11 protein-coding genes are annotated in these 16,968 nt (G+C 59.6%); 6 read left to right on the forward strand and 5 right to left on the reverse strand.

Translation table 11 applies throughout. The annotated features are described in order from the left end of the window. Positions 1-167: 167 nt before the first annotated feature. The 3 genes from hemH (at position 168) to B0E33_RS15940 (ending at position 2,916) form a co-directional block, all read left to right on the forward strand. A complete protein-coding gene (gene hemH / locus B0E33_RS15930; RefSeq protein ID WP_075282867.1) occupies positions 168-1,247 on the forward strand; it encodes a ferrochelatase in 1,080 nt (359 codons plus the stop codon). Positions 1,248-1,480: 233 nt separating this feature from the next. Beyond that, positions 1,481-2,464: an SPFH domain-containing protein gene (locus B0E33_RS15935; RefSeq protein WP_077293373.1), complete on the forward strand. Its 984-nt coding sequence runs from the start codon at positions 1,481-1,483 to the stop codon at positions 2,462-2,464. Beyond that, positions 2,461-2,916, forward strand: coding sequence for an NfeD family protein (locus tag B0E33_RS15940; RefSeq protein ID WP_077291733.1), 456 nt, complete (start codon positions 2,461-2,463; stop codon positions 2,914-2,916). Before B0E33_RS15935 ends, B0E33_RS15940 begins: the two co-directional genes overlap by 4 nt. 53 nt (positions 2,917-2,969) lie before the next feature. Here the strand turns inward: B0E33_RS15940 and B0E33_RS15945 are convergent, their stop codons facing one another. The 3 genes from B0E33_RS15945 to B0E33_RS15955 form a co-directional block, all read right to left on the reverse strand. Beyond that, complete coding sequence (locus B0E33_RS15945) at positions 2,970-3,827, reverse strand: OmpA/MotB family protein (RefSeq protein WP_023003573.1); 858 nt, start codon at positions 3,825-3,827, stop codon at positions 2,970-2,972. Between the two features lie 126 nt (positions 3,828-3,953). Then, positions 3,954-4,721 carry a motility protein A gene (locus B0E33_RS15950; protein WP_023003571.1) on the reverse strand — a complete coding sequence of 256 codons (768 nt, stop codon included), beginning with the start codon at positions 4,719-4,721 and terminating at the stop codon, positions 3,954-3,956. A 157-nt stretch (positions 4,722-4,878) separates the two neighbouring features. Continuing rightward, positions 4,879-5,892, reverse strand: a complete 1,014-nt coding sequence (locus B0E33_RS15955) for a KpsF/GutQ family sugar-phosphate isomerase (protein WP_023003569.1) — start codon at positions 5,890-5,892, stop codon at positions 4,879-4,881. Between the two features lie 205 nt (positions 5,893-6,097). Between B0E33_RS15955 and B0E33_RS15960 the strand changes: the two genes are divergently transcribed. From B0E33_RS15960 to B0E33_RS15970, 3 genes are all read left to right on the forward strand, one after another. After that, on the forward strand, positions 6,098-7,561 hold the full coding sequence (locus tag B0E33_RS15960; RefSeq protein WP_077291734.1) for an outer membrane beta-barrel protein: 1,464 nt from the start codon (positions 6,098-6,100) through the stop codon (positions 7,559-7,561). A gap of 76 nt (positions 7,562-7,637) precedes the next feature. After that, entirely contained in the window at positions 7,638-8,909 is a 1,272-nt protein-coding gene (locus B0E33_RS15965) for a lytic murein transglycosylase (protein ID WP_051990118.1), read from the forward strand. A 34-nt stretch (positions 8,910-8,943) separates the two neighbouring features. Then, positions 8,944-10,221 carry an SGNH/GDSL hydrolase family protein gene (locus B0E33_RS15970; protein WP_077293375.1) on the forward strand — a complete coding sequence of 426 codons (1,278 nt, stop codon included), beginning with the start codon at positions 8,944-8,946 and terminating at the stop codon, positions 10,219-10,221. A gap of 78 nt (positions 10,222-10,299) precedes the next feature. Here B0E33_RS15970 and B0E33_RS15975 read toward each other — a convergent pair whose 3' ends face one another. Both B0E33_RS15975 and gltB read right to left on the reverse strand, forming a co-directional pair. Beyond that, positions 10,300-11,730, reverse strand: coding sequence for a glutamate synthase subunit beta (locus tag B0E33_RS15975; RefSeq protein WP_031270545.1), 1,431 nt, complete (start codon positions 11,728-11,730; stop codon positions 10,300-10,302). Between the two features lie 91 nt (positions 11,731-11,821). Beyond that, positions 11,822-16,498: a glutamate synthase large subunit gene (gltB, locus tag B0E33_RS15980; RefSeq protein WP_206051371.1), complete on the reverse strand. Its 4,677-nt coding sequence runs from the start codon at positions 16,496-16,498 to the stop codon at positions 11,822-11,824. Positions 16,499-16,968: the final 470 nt, after the last annotated feature.

A 16,968-nucleotide genomic window follows, 5' to 3' on the forward strand; every position in this document is an offset into this window, starting at 1 on the left:
GCTGGCGGCTCTCCTCAGTTTGAGGTCTTTTGTTGTTGCACTTCCGCCTGAAATTCGGTGATCTGCCTGCTCAAATCTGCGTATGACAAATGCCGCATTGGCCTCGGCATGTGCTTGGCCTATGTATGGCGTCAGACAGACAGATCGTTTTAGGACCAATCCCGCAGATGACCGTTCAACCGACCGCGCCGATCGCAGCCGACCAGGAAGCCGCATTCAGAAAACTCGACCTGCCGAAGGACCATCCTTCGGTCAAGAGCGGCAAGGTGGGCGTGCTTCTGGTCAATCTGGGCACACCGGACGGCACGGACTATTGGCCGATGCGCCGGTATCTGCGCGAATTCCTGTCCGACAAGCGCGTTATCGAGTGGCCCCGGGCAATCTGGTATCCGATCCTCTATGGCATTGTTCTGATGACCCGGCCGGGAAAGTCCGGCAAGGCCTACGAGGAGATCTGGAACAAGGAAAAGGACGAGTCGCCGCTGCGCACGATCACGCGCAGCCAGTCGGACAAACTGTCCGAGATGCTGGGCGATGCGGGCGGCAAGCTGAAGATCGACTGGGCGATGCGCTATGGTCAGCCGTCGATCCCGGACAGGTTGAAGGCGCTCAAGGACGAGGGCTGCGACCGGATCCTGATCTTCCCGCTTTATCCGCAGTATTCGGCAACCACCACGGCGACCGTCAATGACGTTGTCTGCAAGACACTATTGAAGATGCGCTGGCAACCGGCGATCCGGACCGTGCCGCCCTATCACGACGACCCGGTCTATGTGACTGCCCTCGCAAAATCAGTTGAGCGGCATCTGGAAAGCCTCGATTTCAAGCCGGACGTGGTGCTGACATCCTACCATGGCATTCCGCAGTCCTATTTCAAACGCGGCGACCCCTATCATTGCCACTGCATGAAGACGACCCGTCTCATGCGCGAGGTCCTGGGCTGGGACGCCGAGAAACTGCGGGTGACCTTCCAGTCCCGGTTCGGTCCGGAAGAATGGTTGCAGCCCTACACGGACAAGACCGTCGAACAGCTGGCCAAGGACGGCGTGAAAAACGTTGCTGTGATGAACCCGGGTTTCGTTGCAGACTGTCTCGAGACGCTTGAGGAAATTGCCGGCGAGGCCGGGGAGATCTTCGAAGAGAGCGGCGGCGAGAATTTCAGCCATATTCCCTGTCTGAACGACAGCGATCTTGGCATGGATGTGCTGTCCCATATCGTGCGGCGGGAACTTGGCGGCTGGATCTGACCACCCGCAAATCCACAGGCGTTTAACCTTGCCGGTGGAAAATACTCGTAAAATTTCGCGATACTGCCCATAAGTCACGGCACTGTTTCACGAGCGCCTTAAGTGTTTGTGCGAACAGGGCTAGCGGACGCGTGTCCGTATCGGCTCAACGCCGCGAATACGCTGGAAACGCTCTGGTATTCGGCGCATAGTGACGGTGCTATTTTAGAAAATTACGGGAGACGTATATGCCAATCGCGGGATTTGACATTTTCCTGATCGGCCTTGTCGTGCTGGTCATTCTGGTCTTTTTCGCCGGCGTAAAGACGGTGCCGCAAGGCTACAATTATACGGTCGAACGTTTTGGCAAGTACCGGAAGACGCTGACGCCGGGTCTGAACTTCATCATCCCATTCATCGACAGGATCGGCCACAAGCTCAACATGATGGAGCAGGTGCTGGATGTTCCGACCCAGGAAGTGATCACCCGCGACAATGCGACGGTGAGCGCGGACGGCGTGACCTTCTACCAGGTGCTCGATGCTGCCCGTGCTGCCTACGAAGTGCTTGGTCTTCAGAACGCTATTTTGAACCTGACCATGACCAACATCCGCTCGGTGATGGGGTCGATGGATCTCGACAACCTTCTGTCCAACCGCGATGAAATCAATGCCCAGATCCTGCGCGTCGTTGATGCGGCTGCAGAGCCATGGGGCATCAAGATCACCCGCATCGAGATAAAGGATATCAATCCGCCGCGCGATCTGGTGGATGCCATGGCCCGCCAGATGAAGGCGGAACGCGAGAAGCGTGCCTATATCCTTGAGGCCGAGGGCAAGCGCCAATCGGAAATCCTTAAAGCCGAAGGCCAGAAGCAGTCGCTTATCCTGGAAGCGGAAGGCCGCCGCGAATCCGCGTTCCGTGATGCGGAAGCCCGTGAACGCGAGGCGGAAGCGGAAGCCAAGGCAACGCAGCTCGTCAGTGCGGCCATCGCTTCCGGTGACGTCCAGGCAATCAACTATTTCGTTGCCAACAAATACGTTGAGGCGTTCAAGGAACTGGCAACCTCGCGCAATCAGAAGACGCTCATCCTCCCGATGGAAGCGACCTCGCTGCTGGGGGCCTTGAGTGGCATAGGCGCCATTGCCAAGGAAGCGTTCGGTGAAGACGGCTCTTCCAAGCGCTCGTCGGCGCGCATTCCCAATACAAGCAGTGATGAGGGAGACGAGAACCGGTGAGCCTGATTGAAAGCACAATCGCGGCCCTCGGGCCCTGGAGCTGGTTCGTTCTGGGGCTTCTGCTGCTGGGACTCGAGATTCTGGCGCCTGGCACGATTTTTCTCTGGTTTGGCCTGTCGGCGCTTGTCGTCGGTGTTGTGGCTCTGTTGTTCGATTTCGCCTGGCAGGTGGATGTTGGGCTGTTCCTCGTGCTGTCACTCGTCAGCCTGCTGATAGGACGCCGGCTGATGCAGAAGCTTGCGTCGGAAAAGGGCGATCCGGGGCTGAACCAGCGCGGAAGCCGTTACGTCGGCCGGGAATTCACCCTTGCCGCGCCCTTGAACGAGGGTGCCGGAAACCTGTCCATCGATGACACGATCTGGCGCATTACCGGACCGGACATGCCGGCTGGCACGAAAGTTCGTGTCGAGGCAATTGACGGGGCGCGGCTGGTGGTCTCGCGGGTCAGCTAGATCTCACCGGCATCGTACGTGTTTCCTTAGCAGGGGGCTGTTGCCGTACCGGACTAAAGTTTGTGGCCGGCCGGCAGCGGCGGTTCTTCAGCCTTGAGCAGAATGCCGATCCTGCGGTTTGCCGCCAAGTAGGGGTCGTTGGGGAACAGCGGTTCGGTGTCGGCCTTGCCAACCACTGAGTAGAACTGATTATCCGGCACGCCGTATTCGGACAGGATCTGCCGGGCGACATTGGCGCGTTCGCTGGACAGCTCCCAGCCGGTATAGCTTGGATCGATGGACTGTCGGCCAGCAGTCGTGTGACCTGTAATCTCGATGCGATTTGGCATCTGCGACAGCACAGGTGCCATCTTGGCGATCAGGCGGCGGGTGGTCTCGTAAGGATACTTCGAGCCTTCCCGGAACATTGAGCGCCCGTCCTGATCGACGAGCATGATGTTCAGTCCGTCCTCGGATTCTTCCAGAATGATGTTGCTGGAAATCTCGGTGATTTCCGGCATCTCCTGCCAGGCCTGGCGCAGCGAGGCTGCCGCCGTCGCGAATTGCCGCGGTTTTTCGATATCGGCTTCCAGCGTGTCGTGCGTGTTGGCTTCCGGGCCCTGTTTGCGCCGCTGTTCATGGCGCACCTGGGAGAAGTCGGAATCCATTTCCTGTTCGACCTGGCTGATATCCTTCATGTAATCGCGGATCGGAATGCCCTCGACCTCGATGATACCGGTCTTGCGGGACGTGTCCTTCACACCGAAGGCTTCGCGCATGGACCCGGCGACCACCTGAAGCTTTTCCTTGTCCTGAATGGAAAAGGAAATGATCAGAACGAAGAAGCAGACGAGCAGGGACATCAGATCGGCAAAGGTCACCAGCCAGTCCGGTGCGCCGCCGCCGCCTTGAGGTTTCTGTTTCTTTGCCATCGCGCTGTGGTCGCTCTTTTGTCAGTTCCGGATCAGACTTGGTACGATCGATTGCGATTGAGCCCTTACCAATCGCTTCCAGGGTTGGCGAACAATCTGCCCGGGTTCATCTGAACGCTTCCTGCTCTAGGCCGCGTCCGCCAGTTCGGCGCGCAATTTGTCCGGCAGGTATGCAATCAGCATTTCCTTGATCAAGGCCGGGCTCTTGGATTCGCGGATCTGGCAAACACCGTCGATGATCAGCGTCTGGTTGAGATCGTCGACGTCGAATTTCGCATCCAGCTTGTCCACCAGTGGCAGACAAAGGATGTTGGAGATCAACGCGCCGTAAAGGGTCGTCAGAAGGGCGACAGCCATGGAAGGGCCGATTGCCGCAGGGTCGTCCATGTTGGCAAGCATCTGCACCAGGCCGACCAGCGTCCCGATCATGCCGAAGGCGGGAGCAGAATCGCCAAGTGCCTTGAAAACGCGCTTGCCTTCCGCGAGCCGGGAAAGTTGCAGGTCGCGCTCGCGTTCCATCGATTCCTTGATGAATTCCAGCTCATAGCCGTCCGCAATATATTGCACACCCTTGGCAAGGACCGGATCGGAGACGTCCACGTTCTCCAGGCCAAGCGGGCCGGACTTGCGGACGATTTCACCCAGGTTGCTGATTTCGGTAATCAGGTCGCGAGGGCTTGCGTTCTTGCCCGCAAGCGCAACCTTGAAGCCTGTGACGAAAGCAGTGGCGATGTCGGTAAGCTGGAAGCGGATCAGCGTGGCGGCGAGACCGCCGCCGACCACGATGAGGACCGACGGCACGTCAATAAACTGACCGAAACTGCCACCAAGAAAAATAGCGGTCGTCACGATGCCAAAGGCACCCACAATGCCGATTAATGTCGCCAGATCCATTCTGTACACACACCAAGGTCTGCGGCGTCAAGCCGATGAAACTTCGGGGCAGTGTAAGAGGCTTATGGCTAATCAAATCCTAATGACGCGCCACTTGCGGGTCGGAAAAGAAACTTTTTCGACCCTGTGAGGCAATATTGCCTGCTTCGGTGAAAGATCAGGCTGCGCCGATGCGAAGAAGATCGTGCAGATGGACAATGCCGACGGGGCGACCGTCCTCGATCACGAACACGGAGGTGATCGACAGGCTGTTGGCCAATTCAAGAATTGAAGCCGACAATGTGTCCGGAGAAACGGTCTTTGGAGCACGCGTCATGATTTCACCGGCAGATTTTGCCAGGAGATTTGACGAAACATGGCGGCGCAAGTCACCGTCGGTGATGATGCCGATCAACTGTTTCAGCTCGTCGACGACACCCAGCACACCGAAACCGCGCTGGGTCATCAGGACGATGCCTTCGCTCATCGAGGTGTTTGCGGACACCAGCGGCATGCGTTCGCCAGTGTGCATGATGTCCTTGGCCGTTTTCAGGCTGGCGCCCAGGCGGCCGCCCGGGTGGAATACGCGGAAGTCCTGCGCGGTAAACCCACGTCCTTCCAGAAGAGCCACAGCGAGTGCATCACCGACGGCCAGCTGAATGAGGGCGGAGGTTGTCGGGGCGAGGCCATGCGGGCAGGCCTCGGTGACAGCAGGCAGGTTCATGACGATATCAGCTGCACGGCCGAGGGTGCTGTCCTTGCGCGAGGTGATCGCGATCAAGGGCACCTTGAAGCGACGGGTGTAGCTGACGATGCCTGCCAGTTCCTGGGTTTCACCCGACCAGGACAGGGCGATCACGACGTCGTCTTCGGTGATCATGCCCAGGTCGCCGTGACTGGCTTCACTGGCATGAACGAAGAAAGACGGCGTTCCCGTTGACGCAAGGCTTGCTGCGATCTTGGTGCCGATATGACCACTCTTGCCGATGCCGGTGATGACAACGCGTCCCTTGCTCTTTTGAATGAGATCGAAGGTCTTCTGGAACGGGATGGCAAGTCCGTTCTTCAGCGCTGCGCGAACGGCACTCAGGCCGGCAATTTCCGTTTCCAGGGTCCGCTCTGCGGAGACGAGGCACAGGGACGTCATGTCTGTATTTTCTTCGGAAACCGGGTCGCGCAGAACGGTGGTCATGAACATAATTCTTTTTTTATTTAGGATCGCCTAGCTCTATGCCAGTCGCCGACGGGGATCAAGAACCCGTGATCTATTAAATGCATTAGATCAGGTGACTTTATGTAACTTTGTGTAACCTTCCAAATTGCGAAAAAGAAACGAAGGATTAACCATCATTCGTCAGGTTGGACCGGACATTCCACGTCGACTGGTCCCGGAATTCATGCGCAGCTTTCTGCCTCTGATCACTTTTCTTGCCGTTTTGCAGGCCGTTTCCGCGGCTGCACAAACGACGCTTGACGATTTGCGTGGATCGGACGACCCAGGCGGGGCGCAAGAATCAGCAGACCCTTCCGATCAGGCAGCCCAGGCGGCAGACCGAAATCCTACGCAGGCAAATGTCTTTTCCCTTCGTTCGACACTGAATTCGGCAACGGCGGAAACCGGATCGAGCGGCCTTGGAACCAATGGCAGAGCCACTCCTGTCAGGCCATTTGCCGACAGGATTGCAGCTGTCGACAGGGCGGTTCCTCTATCGGACAGCGGTATCGACGACAGCGTTTTTGGCGGAGATACGACCTTCGATGCGGCACAAGGGATCCGGCTCGGGTCCTTCACGCTGACGCCCCAACTGACCGTGTCGACAGGTTGGACCGATAACCGGTCACAGGCGGCAGATGGAACCTCTGGCAAGTTCTACCGGATTTCACCCGATGTTTCGCTGACCTCGAACTGGTCACGCCATCAGCTGGACACGTCGCTGCGAGGTTCCTTCACCGGATATCCCGGTGATACCGACGACAACGAGGCGAACGTCTTTGCGGCGGCAAACCTGCGGCTCGATATCAGCGAAGCGACACAGGTCACGACCAGTATAGCCTACACGCTCAGCCAGGAGGACGACGGCAGCGCAGAATCGGCTTCCGGGACCGACTACGATCACGAACTTTCGGGAAGCCTCAGTGGTACGCGCGCAGTCGGCATCGTTGCCGCAACAGCTTCGCTCGGCGTCGACCGGAATTTCTATACGTCGGAAAGCGGCTCGGAATCCGGACGTAACAACACGCTCTACTCCGCCAGCCTGCGGCTGGACGGCAATACCGGCAGCGTGTTTTCCCCGTTCGTTGAGGGGGCGCTGCTTCTGCGGCGCTATGACGATACCTGTAGCGACGCCTTGTGCGAAAAACGAAATGCCAATGGCTATCAGGTCATGGGTGGTGTCACCATCGCATCCGGCCCCAAACTGACCGGGGAACTCGGTGCGGGGTGGCGGATCGAGGACATTGAGGATGAGAGGCTTGAAAACCTGTCAGGCCTGATCGCCGACGCCTCCCTGGTCTGGTCGCCAAGCCGCCTGACGACGGTTACCGCTGGTCTTGGCACCTCCTTCGAGGCAACCGATATCGACGGTGCCAGCGGTTCGATCATCTACTCCGGCGACCTGCGCCTCGCTCATGCCTTCAGTGATCGTCTGGTGGGCGAGACCGGTGTCGGTTACAGTTACCGGACCTATGAAGGTGTTTCGATCGAAGAGCGTACCCTGACAGGGTTTGGTGGTCTGACCTTCGCTGTGACGAAGAACATTGCGGTGACGGCGGATTATACCCATCGTCGTTTCGACAGTTCCCAGCAGGGGAACGACTATTCCGAAAACGCTGTTGAAGCCGGGTTTAGATTGCGGCATTAACGTCACGGTAACCAAATCAACATCATTCATGGGGCGGGGGCAGAAACTTACGGACCTGGGCATCGAGGAGGCCCTGATGCGGAACCTTGCGCAGCTGACTGCGAACGTGAAAACCATATTGCCCTTTTCAGGAAGACTGAGAACCCTCGGGCGCCGGCTGCTTTTGACTGCCGCGGCGACGGGCACTTTGCTGGCCGTTTCTGTGCCGGCACAGGCCGATCAGGGGTTCAGCCAGTTCGTTTCCGGCTTCTGGCCGACGGCCAAGGCAGCCGGCATTTCTTCCCAGACCTACAACGCGGTCTTCACTGGCATGCAGCCGGACGATGACACCTTGCGCCTGATGAGCAAGCAATCCGAGTTCGTGAAACCGATCTGGGATTATCTCGATAGCGCCGTTTCAGACACGCGGGTCGAAAAAGGCCGCGAGATGCTGAAGGAGTACAGCCAGGTTCTTGCGGTCATCGAAAACCGCTACGGCGTCGATCGTGAAGCCGTCCTGGCGATCTGGGGCATGGAAACCAACTATGGCGGCTTCATGGGGCGTCATAACGTGATCCAGGCACTGGCGACGCTGGCCTATGCGGCGCCGCGCCGGAAGAGCTTCTGGGAAAAGGAACTTGTTACCGCGCTGGCGATCGTCCAGGCAGGTCATGTGCGTTTTCAGGACATGGAAGGTTCCTGGGCCGGCGCCATGGGGCACACCCAGTTCATGCCCTCTAGCTGGAAGGCCTATGCCGCCGACTATGACGGTGACGGCCGCCGGGATATCTGGACGTCCATACCCGATGCACTCGCCTCAACCGCTGCCTATCTGCAAAAGCACGGCTGGCAGACAGGCAAGACCTGGGGATACGAGGTAGCCCTGCCCAGCGGGTTCGACTATCACATGGCCGACGGCGAAAAGACGCTGACGCTAGGCGAATGGGGGCGATACGGAATTCGCCGGTCAAACGGCAAGGATTTTCCGCGGCCGTCCGACAACGCCATCCTGGTTCTGCCTGCCGGAGCAAGCGGACCGGCGTTCCTGATGCTGAAGAACTTCTACGTGATCAAGCGTTACAACAACGCGACTGCTTATGCGCTTGCCGTCGGCCATCTTGCCGACCGGATCATTGGCGGCGGACCGATCGAGGGCGACTGGTCGCGCGAGCACCTTCCGCTCAATCGCTCTGAAACCGCGGAATTGCAGGCGCTTTTGAACCAGCGTGGATTTTCTGTCGGTACGGCGGACGGCAGGATCGGACCTGCTACCCGAAAGGGTATCCGAGCCTACCAGCGCTCACGTGGGATGGTTCCCGACGGTTATGCATCCATTGTTTTGCTGGCACGCCTGAAGCTGGACGGCTAAACTGGGCGCAGTGCAGCTGCAGCAGGAGCACAGCGTGAGAGTTCAGACACGGCAACGGGAAGGGAAGGGGACACGCGCCGCCTCGCTTCGGGTTGTCGTATCCCTTGGCCTTGCACTTGTTGCCTGCTCTGCCGGAATCTCTGCCGCACAGGACGCGCAACGCGGTGAAATCGTGGTTGCGCAGAACGGGCCCTTCCGGGGGTTCAATCCGTTTGCTCCATTGCAGCGGCTATTTGGCGGTGGGGGCGAGAAGCGCAGAAAGCAGCCACAAAAGACACAGCAGAAGCCGCGGGTTTCCCGGCCCGCGGGTGCACCGCCCAAATTCGACGTTCTCGAAAAGGACCCCAATGCCGGCCTGATCCTGGTCGTTGGGGACCGCATGGCACGCGGTGTCGCCGACGGTTTGAAATACACACTCGCGCAAAAACCACAGATCCGTGTCGAAGCCATTACCGAGGACAAGGAAGGCTTTGTCGGGGAAGGTTCGCCGGACTGGGCGACGCAGGTGGTTTCCAGGATCCGGGGGGCGGACGTTCAGGCCGTTGTGGTGATGATCGGCCGGCAGGACCTGGGTAAATCCTTTTCCGGTGAACCGCCCGTTGAATTCATGACTGCAGAGTGGCTGGAGAGCTACCGCAGGAAGGTCGACGGGCTTGTGCGTGTGGTGCGACAGGAAAAGAAACCGCTTGTGTGGGCCGGCCTGCCGCCCACGGGCGACGAACTGGTAAACGCGGATTTCACGCAGCTCAACTCGATCTTCCAGGGCGCGTCAGAGGACAGACGGGTCCGCTATGTCGACATATGGGATATCTTCCTGGCTGAAGACGGCAGCTTTTCCTCTTACGGACCAGATGTTGACGGCAAGAACACGCGTCTGCGCACGAACGACAAGATCGATTTCACATGGGCAGGCTATCGGAAAGTCGCATTCTTCGTGGAACGCGAACTGTCCCGCCTGCTCGGAGGCTATGGCGGGCTAGCTTTCGAAGGCGTGGAGGATGATCCGAACTTCATCGTCCTGACCGGACGTACGACGTCGCCGGAAGCACTGCTTCTGGGTGGTGAGGATGAAGAAGAGATCAATTCGGCCAGCAGGACCTATCGTTTCTTTGTCAAAGGCGAGCCCTTGCCACCCATGCAGGGACGTGTGGACGATCCAAGGATGCCTGCCGTAGCGGTATCTGCGCCGGCTGCCGCTGTTGAGGAAGTGTTTGCCCCGACGAGCGCCGATTTGCGTGAGAGCTTGAGCTCAACAGCCAGCCAGGATGCGCAAGGCCGCGTTTCTGTGACTGTGCGCCCGGGATCGCAATGAGCCTTTGAAATAGGTTTGAAAAACACAAAACCCCGCAGGCGTTTGCCGGCGGGGTTTTTTCATTTCCGGATGAAGAGTTCAGCGCGGCAGGTCGGTCGAGCCGGTCAGGAACTCGTCAACAGCGCGCGCTGCCTGACGGCCTTCGCGGATCGCCCAGACAACCAGGGACTGACCCTTGCGCACGTCGCCGGCAGCATAGACCTTGTCCAGGCTGGTCTTGTAATCGTCGGTGTTGGCCTTGACGTTGGTGCGGCCATCCAGCTCCAGCTTGTCGCCGGCTTCGGCGATGTAGGTTTCCAGCAGCGGGCCGGAGAAGCCGATAGCCGCCAGAACGAGGTCGGCGCGCAGGATGAATTCGGTGCCTTCGATCGGGCGGCGTTTTTCATCCACGCGGGCGCATTTGACGCCGGTAACCTTGCCGTCTTCGCCGACTAGGGCAAGTGTTGCTGCGGAGAACTCACGTTCAGCGCCTTCAGCCTGCGACGACGAGGTGCGGAACTTGGTCGGCCAGTACGGCCAGATCGCCAGCTTGTCTTCCTTCAGCGGCGGGATCGGGCGGATGTCGAGCTGCGTCACCGACAGGGCTCCCTGACGGAATGCGGTGCCGACACAGTCGGATGCGGTGTCGCCGCCGCCGATGACGACGACATGCTTGCCACCGGCCCAGATCGGGGCCTCGTCGCCTTCCGGCTCACCGCCGACCCGGCGGTTCTGCTGGACCAGGTAAGGCATCGCCCAATGGCAGCCTTCCAGTTCCATGCCGGAGACACCCGGATCACGCGGACGTTCGGCACCTGCGCACAGGATAACCGCGTCATGACGCTCGGCCAGTTCTTCCAGGGCAACGGTTACGCCGACATTGACGCCGTAATGGAACGTCACGCCTTCAGCTTCCATCTGCTTCACGCGGCGGTCGATGTAGTGCTTTTCCATCTTGAAGTCGGGAATGCCATAGCGCAGCAGGCCACCGGCCTTCGGCTCACGTTCATAGACATGCACGGTGTGACCAGCGCGGGCGAGCTGCTGGGCGGCCGCCATGCCTGCGGGGCCGGAGCCGATGATCGCCACTGCCTTGCCGGTCTTGGTTGCCGACAGCTCCGGTACGATCCAGCCTTCTTCCCAACCCTTGTCGGCAATCGCCTGTTCCACGCTCTTGATGTTGACCGGAATGTCTTCCAGGTTCAGCGTGCAGGCTTCCTCGCAAGGAGCCGGGCAGATGCGCCCGGTGAACTCGGGGAAGTTGTTGGTGGAATGCAGGTTCTTGAGCGCGTAGTCCCAGTCGCCCTGGTAGACCAGATCGTTCCAGTCCGGGATCTGGTTGTTGACCGGACAGCCGGTCGGGCCATGGCAGAACGGAATGCCGCAATCCATGCAGCGGGCCGCCTGATTGGTGACGTCCTGGTCGTTCAGCGGAATGGTGAACTCGCGGAAATGGCGAATACGGTCAGAGGCAGGCTGATACTTCTGTTCCTGCCGATCGATTTCCATAAAACCGGTTACCTTGCCCAAGGCGACCTCCTCAAAATTTCATGCGTCTGTCCAGGGTGGCTGCAATCGGCCGCGTCATGCGGCCGAGAGCCAGTTCGTGCGTTTGGCCGGATTATTCGGCGGCGACCATGCCGAGGCGCTGCTCTTCCATTTCGCGCAGGGCCCGGCGGTATTCGACCGGCATCACCTTGACGAACTTGGGCCGGTACTGGGTCCAGTTGTCGAGGATTGCCTCGGCCTTTGTCGAGCCGGTCAGTTCCAGATGTTTCGTCAGCATCTGGCGCAGGCGCTCATCGTCATGGCGGGTCATGTCGCAGGAAAGGTCCACGCGGCCCTTGTGCTCGATATCGCCACCATGGTGGTGCAGCTTCTCCAGAAGATCGTCTTCTTCGGTCACCGGTTCCAGTTCGACCATGGCCAGGTTGCAGCGGGAGCCGAATGTGCCGTCTTCATCGAGCACATAGGCAATGCCGCCGGACATGCCGGCCGCGAAGTTGCGTCCGGTCTGGCCGATCACGACGACGACGCCGCCGGTCATGTATTCGCAGCCGTGGTCACCCACGCCTTCGACAACGGCAACAGCGCCGGAGTTGCGAACTGCAAAGCGTTCCCCGGCAACACCGCGGAAGTAGCATTCACCTTCGGTTGCGCCGTAGAGCACCGTGTTGCCGACAATGATCGAGTTTTCCGGCACGATCCGGGTGTTCTCCGGTGGGCGGACGATCAGCTTGCCACCGGCAAGACCCTTGCCGACATAGTCGTTGGCATCGCCGACAAGATCAATGGTGACGCCGCGGGCGACGAAGGCGCCGAACGCCTGGCCTGCCGTACCCTTCAGATTGATCTTCAGGGTGTCGGGGTGTTTCAGGCCCTTGTTGCCGTACCGCTTGGCGATTTCACCGGAGAGCATGGCACCAACCGACCGGTCGACGGAACAGATCGTCTCGTCGACAATTGTCGGTTCCTTGCTGTCCAGGGCCGGCTTGGAAGCGGCAATCAGGCGACGGTCCAGGATGTCGTGGATCGGGTGATCCTGACGCGTCGTCCAGCGGGTCTCTTCCGGTTTTGCTTCCGGCTGGAAGAAAATACGGGAGAAATCGAGACCCTTGGCCTTCCAGTGATCGATCGCGGCTTCCTTGTCGAGGAAGTCGGACCGGCCAATCATGTCTTCCATCGTTTTGAAGCCGAGGTTGGCCATCAGCTCGCGCACTTCTTCGGCGACGAAGAAGAAGTAGTTGATGACGTGTTCCGGGGTGCCCTTGAAGCGCTTGCGCAGGACCGGGTCCTGGGTCGCGATGCCGACCGGGCAGGTGTTGAGATGGCACTTGCGCATCATCAGGCAGCCCGCGGCAATCAGCGGAGCGGTCGAGAAGCCGAATTCGTCGGCACCAAGAAGCGCACCGATGATGACGTCCCGGCCTGTGCGGATGCCGCCGTCGACCTGAAGGGCGATGCGCGAGCGCAGTCCGTTCAGCACCAGGGTCTGCTGGGTTTCAGCAAGGCCGATTTCCCAGGGAGAGCCGGCGTGTTTGATCGAGGTCAGCGGTGATGCACCGGTACCGCCGTCGTAACCGGAAATCGTGATGTGGTCTGCGCGTGCCTTGGCAACGCCGGCAGCAACCGTTCCGACCCCCACTTCCGACACCAGCTTGACCGAGATATCGGCTTCCGGGTTGACGTTTTTCAGGTCGTAGATCAGCTGCGCCAGATCTTCGATGGAGTAGATGTCATGGTGCGGCGGGGGCGAAATCAGGCCGACGCCCGGGGTCGAGTGACGCACCTTGGCGATAACCGCATCCACCTTGTGACCCGGCAACTGGCCGCCTTCGCCGGGCTTTGCACCCTGGGCGACCTTAATCTGGATCATGTCGGAGTTGACCAGATATTCCGTGGTCACGCCGAAGCGGCCGGAAGCAACCTGCTTGATGGCGGAGCGCTGCGGGTTGGACGAGCCGTCCGGCAACGGATTGAAGCGCTCCGGCTCCTCGCCGCCTTCACCGGTGTTCGACTTGCCGCCGATCTGGTTCATGGCGATTGCCAGGGTCGTGTGAGCTTCACGCGAAATCGAGCCGAAGGACATGGCGCCGGTGACGAAGCGCTTGACGATGGCTTCTGCGGGTTCCACCTGGTCGAGCGCGATCGGCGAGCGGCCGATTTCGTCCGCGGACTTGATCCGGAACAGGCCGCGGATCGCGTAGCGTCCGCTCTTTTCGTTCACTTCCTTGGCGAAGGCGCGATAGGTGTCCGGGAGCTTCGCGCGCACTGCATGCTGCAGCAGCGCGACGGAGTCCGGGGTCCACATATGGCTTTCACCGCGAGTCCGGTAAGCGTATTCACCGCCAACTTCCAGCGAGCGGCGCAGGATGGCGACGTCGCCGAAGGCCTGCTCGTGGCGCAGAACGGTTTCATCGGCGACTTCGGCAAGGCCGATGCCTTCGATCATGGTTGCCGTGCCGAAGAAGTACTTCTTCACGAAGGACGAGCCGAGACCGACAGCGTCGAAAATCTGCGCGCCGCAATAGGACTGGTAGGTCGAAATGCCCATCTTGGACATGACCTTGAGGATGCCCTTGTCGATGGACTTGATGTAGCGATAGACGACTTCGTCCTGATCGACTTCCTCCGGGAAGTCCATTTCCATGTGCATGGAAAGCAGCGTTTCAAACGCGAGATAAGGGTTGATCGCTTCCGCGCCATAGCCGGCCAGAACACAGAAATGGTGGACTTCGCGCGCTTCACCGGTTTCCACCACCAGGCCAACAGAGGTTCTCAGACCCTTGCGGATGAGGTGATGGTGCACGGCAGCGGTTGCCAGCAGCGCCGGGATCGCGATGCGTGAGCGGCTGATCAGGCGATCGGACAGGATGATGATGTTGTATCCGTCCAGAACCGCTTTTTCTGCGCGCTCGCACAATTCGTCGAGAGCGCCTTCCATACCGACAGCGCCTTTTTCGGAATTGTAGGTGATGTCCAGCGTCTTGGCGGAGAACTGGTTGTCGGCGATGTCGCCGATGGCGCGGATCTTCTCAAGGTCCTCATTGGTGAGGATCGGCTGGCGCACTTCCAGGCGCTTGGAGGTCGACAGGCCTTCAAGGTCGAAGATGTTCGGACGCGGGCCGATGAAGGAGACAAGGCTCATCACCAGCTCCTCGCGGATCGGGTCGATCGGCGGGTTGGTGACCTGAGCGAAGTTCTGCTTGAAGTAGGTGTAAAGCAGCTTGGACTTGTCGGAGAGCGCTGAAATCGGCGTGTCCGTGCCCATGGAGCCGATGGCTTCCTGGCCGACGGTTGCCATCGGCGTCATCAGAAGCTTGATGTCTTCTTCCGTGTAGCCGAAGGCCTGCTGGCGGTCGAGAAGGCTTTCGCCGGCTACCGGCGCGCGCTGGCGCACGCCCGGAAGGTCTTCCAGTACGATCTGGGACCGGTGCAGCCAGTCCTTGTACGGGTTGGCCGTGGAAAGCTGCCGCTTGATTTCGTCGTCGGAAACGATCCGGCCTTCGTCCATGTCGATCAGCAGCATCTTGCCCGGCTGCAGACGCCATTTCTGGACAATGCGCTCTTCTTCGACCGGCAGGACGCCAACCTCGGAAGACATGATGACGAAGTCGTCGTCAGTAACGATGTAGCGGGCAGGACGCAGGCCGTTCCGGTCCAGCGTTGCGCCGATCTGGCGGCCATCGGTGAAGGCAACGGCTGCCGGGCCGTCCCACGGCTCCATCAGGGCCGCGTGGTATTCGTAGAAGGCACGACGGTTGTCGTCCATCAGCGGGTTGCCGGCCCAGGCTTCCGGGATCAGCATCATGGCCGCATGGGCGAGCGAATAACCACCCATGACCAGGAACTCGAGGGCGTTGTCGAAGCAGGCTGTGTCCGACTGGCCTTCATAGGAAATCGGCCAGAGCTTGGAGATGTCGTCGCCGAGCAGCGCCGACGATACGGACGCCTGACGCGCCGCCATCCAGTTGACGTTGCCGCGCAGCGTGTTGATCTCACCGTTGTGCGCAACCATCCTGTAGGGGTGCGACAGATCCCAGGACGGGAACGTGTTGGTGGAAAAACGCTGGTGGACAAGGGCCAGGGCCGACGAAAAGCGCTCGTCCTTCAGGTCGGCGTAATAGGCACCAAGCTGATAGGCGAGGAACATGCCTTTGTAGACAATGGTCCGGCTGGACATTGAAACGATATAAAAGCCTTTCGAAACCGCATCGGTTTCGGCACGCACACGGTTCGAGATGACCTTGCGCAGTACATAAAGGCGGCGTTCGAAGGCATCTGCCTCACCGCCGGTCTTGCGGATGAAGACCTGACGGGAAACCGGTTCGGTGGCAGCGATGTCAGGTGCCTTGGAAAGCGATGAATTGTCGACGGGCACGTCACGCCAGCCAATCAGTTCCTTGCCTTCGTCTTCAATGACACGCTCGACGATGGCTTCGCACTTGGCGCGCAGCTCATCATCCTGCGGCATGAAGATGAAACCGACACCATATTCACCGGCATCGGGAAGCGGTGTGCCGGCGTTCGCGAGTTCTTCTGCAAAGAACGCGTGCGGGATCTGCACCAGCATGCCTGCGCCATCGCCCATCAACGGGTCGGCACCAACCGCGCCGCGGTGCGTGAGGTTTTCAAGAACCTGCAGACCGTCGGCAATAATCTTGTGGGACTTCTCGCCTTTCATGTGGGCGACAAAGCCGACACCGCAGGCGTCGTGTTCGCGCGACGGATTATAGAGCCCTTTGTCGGCGGCCGTGCTCAGTCGTTCCGCAAGTGTAGCGGTTGCGGTGGTCTTCATGTCCACGCTCCCAGCTTGCATGGCTGTGCTCGTCGTCAGCTCTATCTTCGTCATGTGCGCCCTCACTGTTGACCCCAGTGCCGCCGTGGCTGGGAGCGTCCGGTTCCGTTCGGGTCGCATTCCATCAAGAATGCGGTCCGGCGAACCCTGGCTTTCCTGCCCCGGCTCTGTTGTTGTATTAACCACGGCCGTTTATCAAAGCAAACCGCCGCATTGACGCAGCGGTCCTCCGCTGCCGAAACGTTCCGTCTCGCTTCCTTGCGGATCCTCCCCGGATCCGCCCAGTGGTCAGCCTGGCTATCACCGATGCCTTTTTGTCCTGCGCCCTGTCCGGGCCGTTTTGGGCATGGCGATAATTGGGACAGCATACCTGTCCTATTCCAAGCGGCGCGAACATGACAGATTTCGCCGTCGTGAGCAAGAGTGTTTCTGCGTCGCCGCATTATAATTGTTTCGCGCGAAAAGTGCCA

The sequence above is a fragment of the Roseibium algicola genome, from assembly GCF_001999245.1.
GTDB lineage: Bacteria > Pseudomonadota > Alphaproteobacteria > Rhizobiales > Stappiaceae > Roseibium > Roseibium algicola.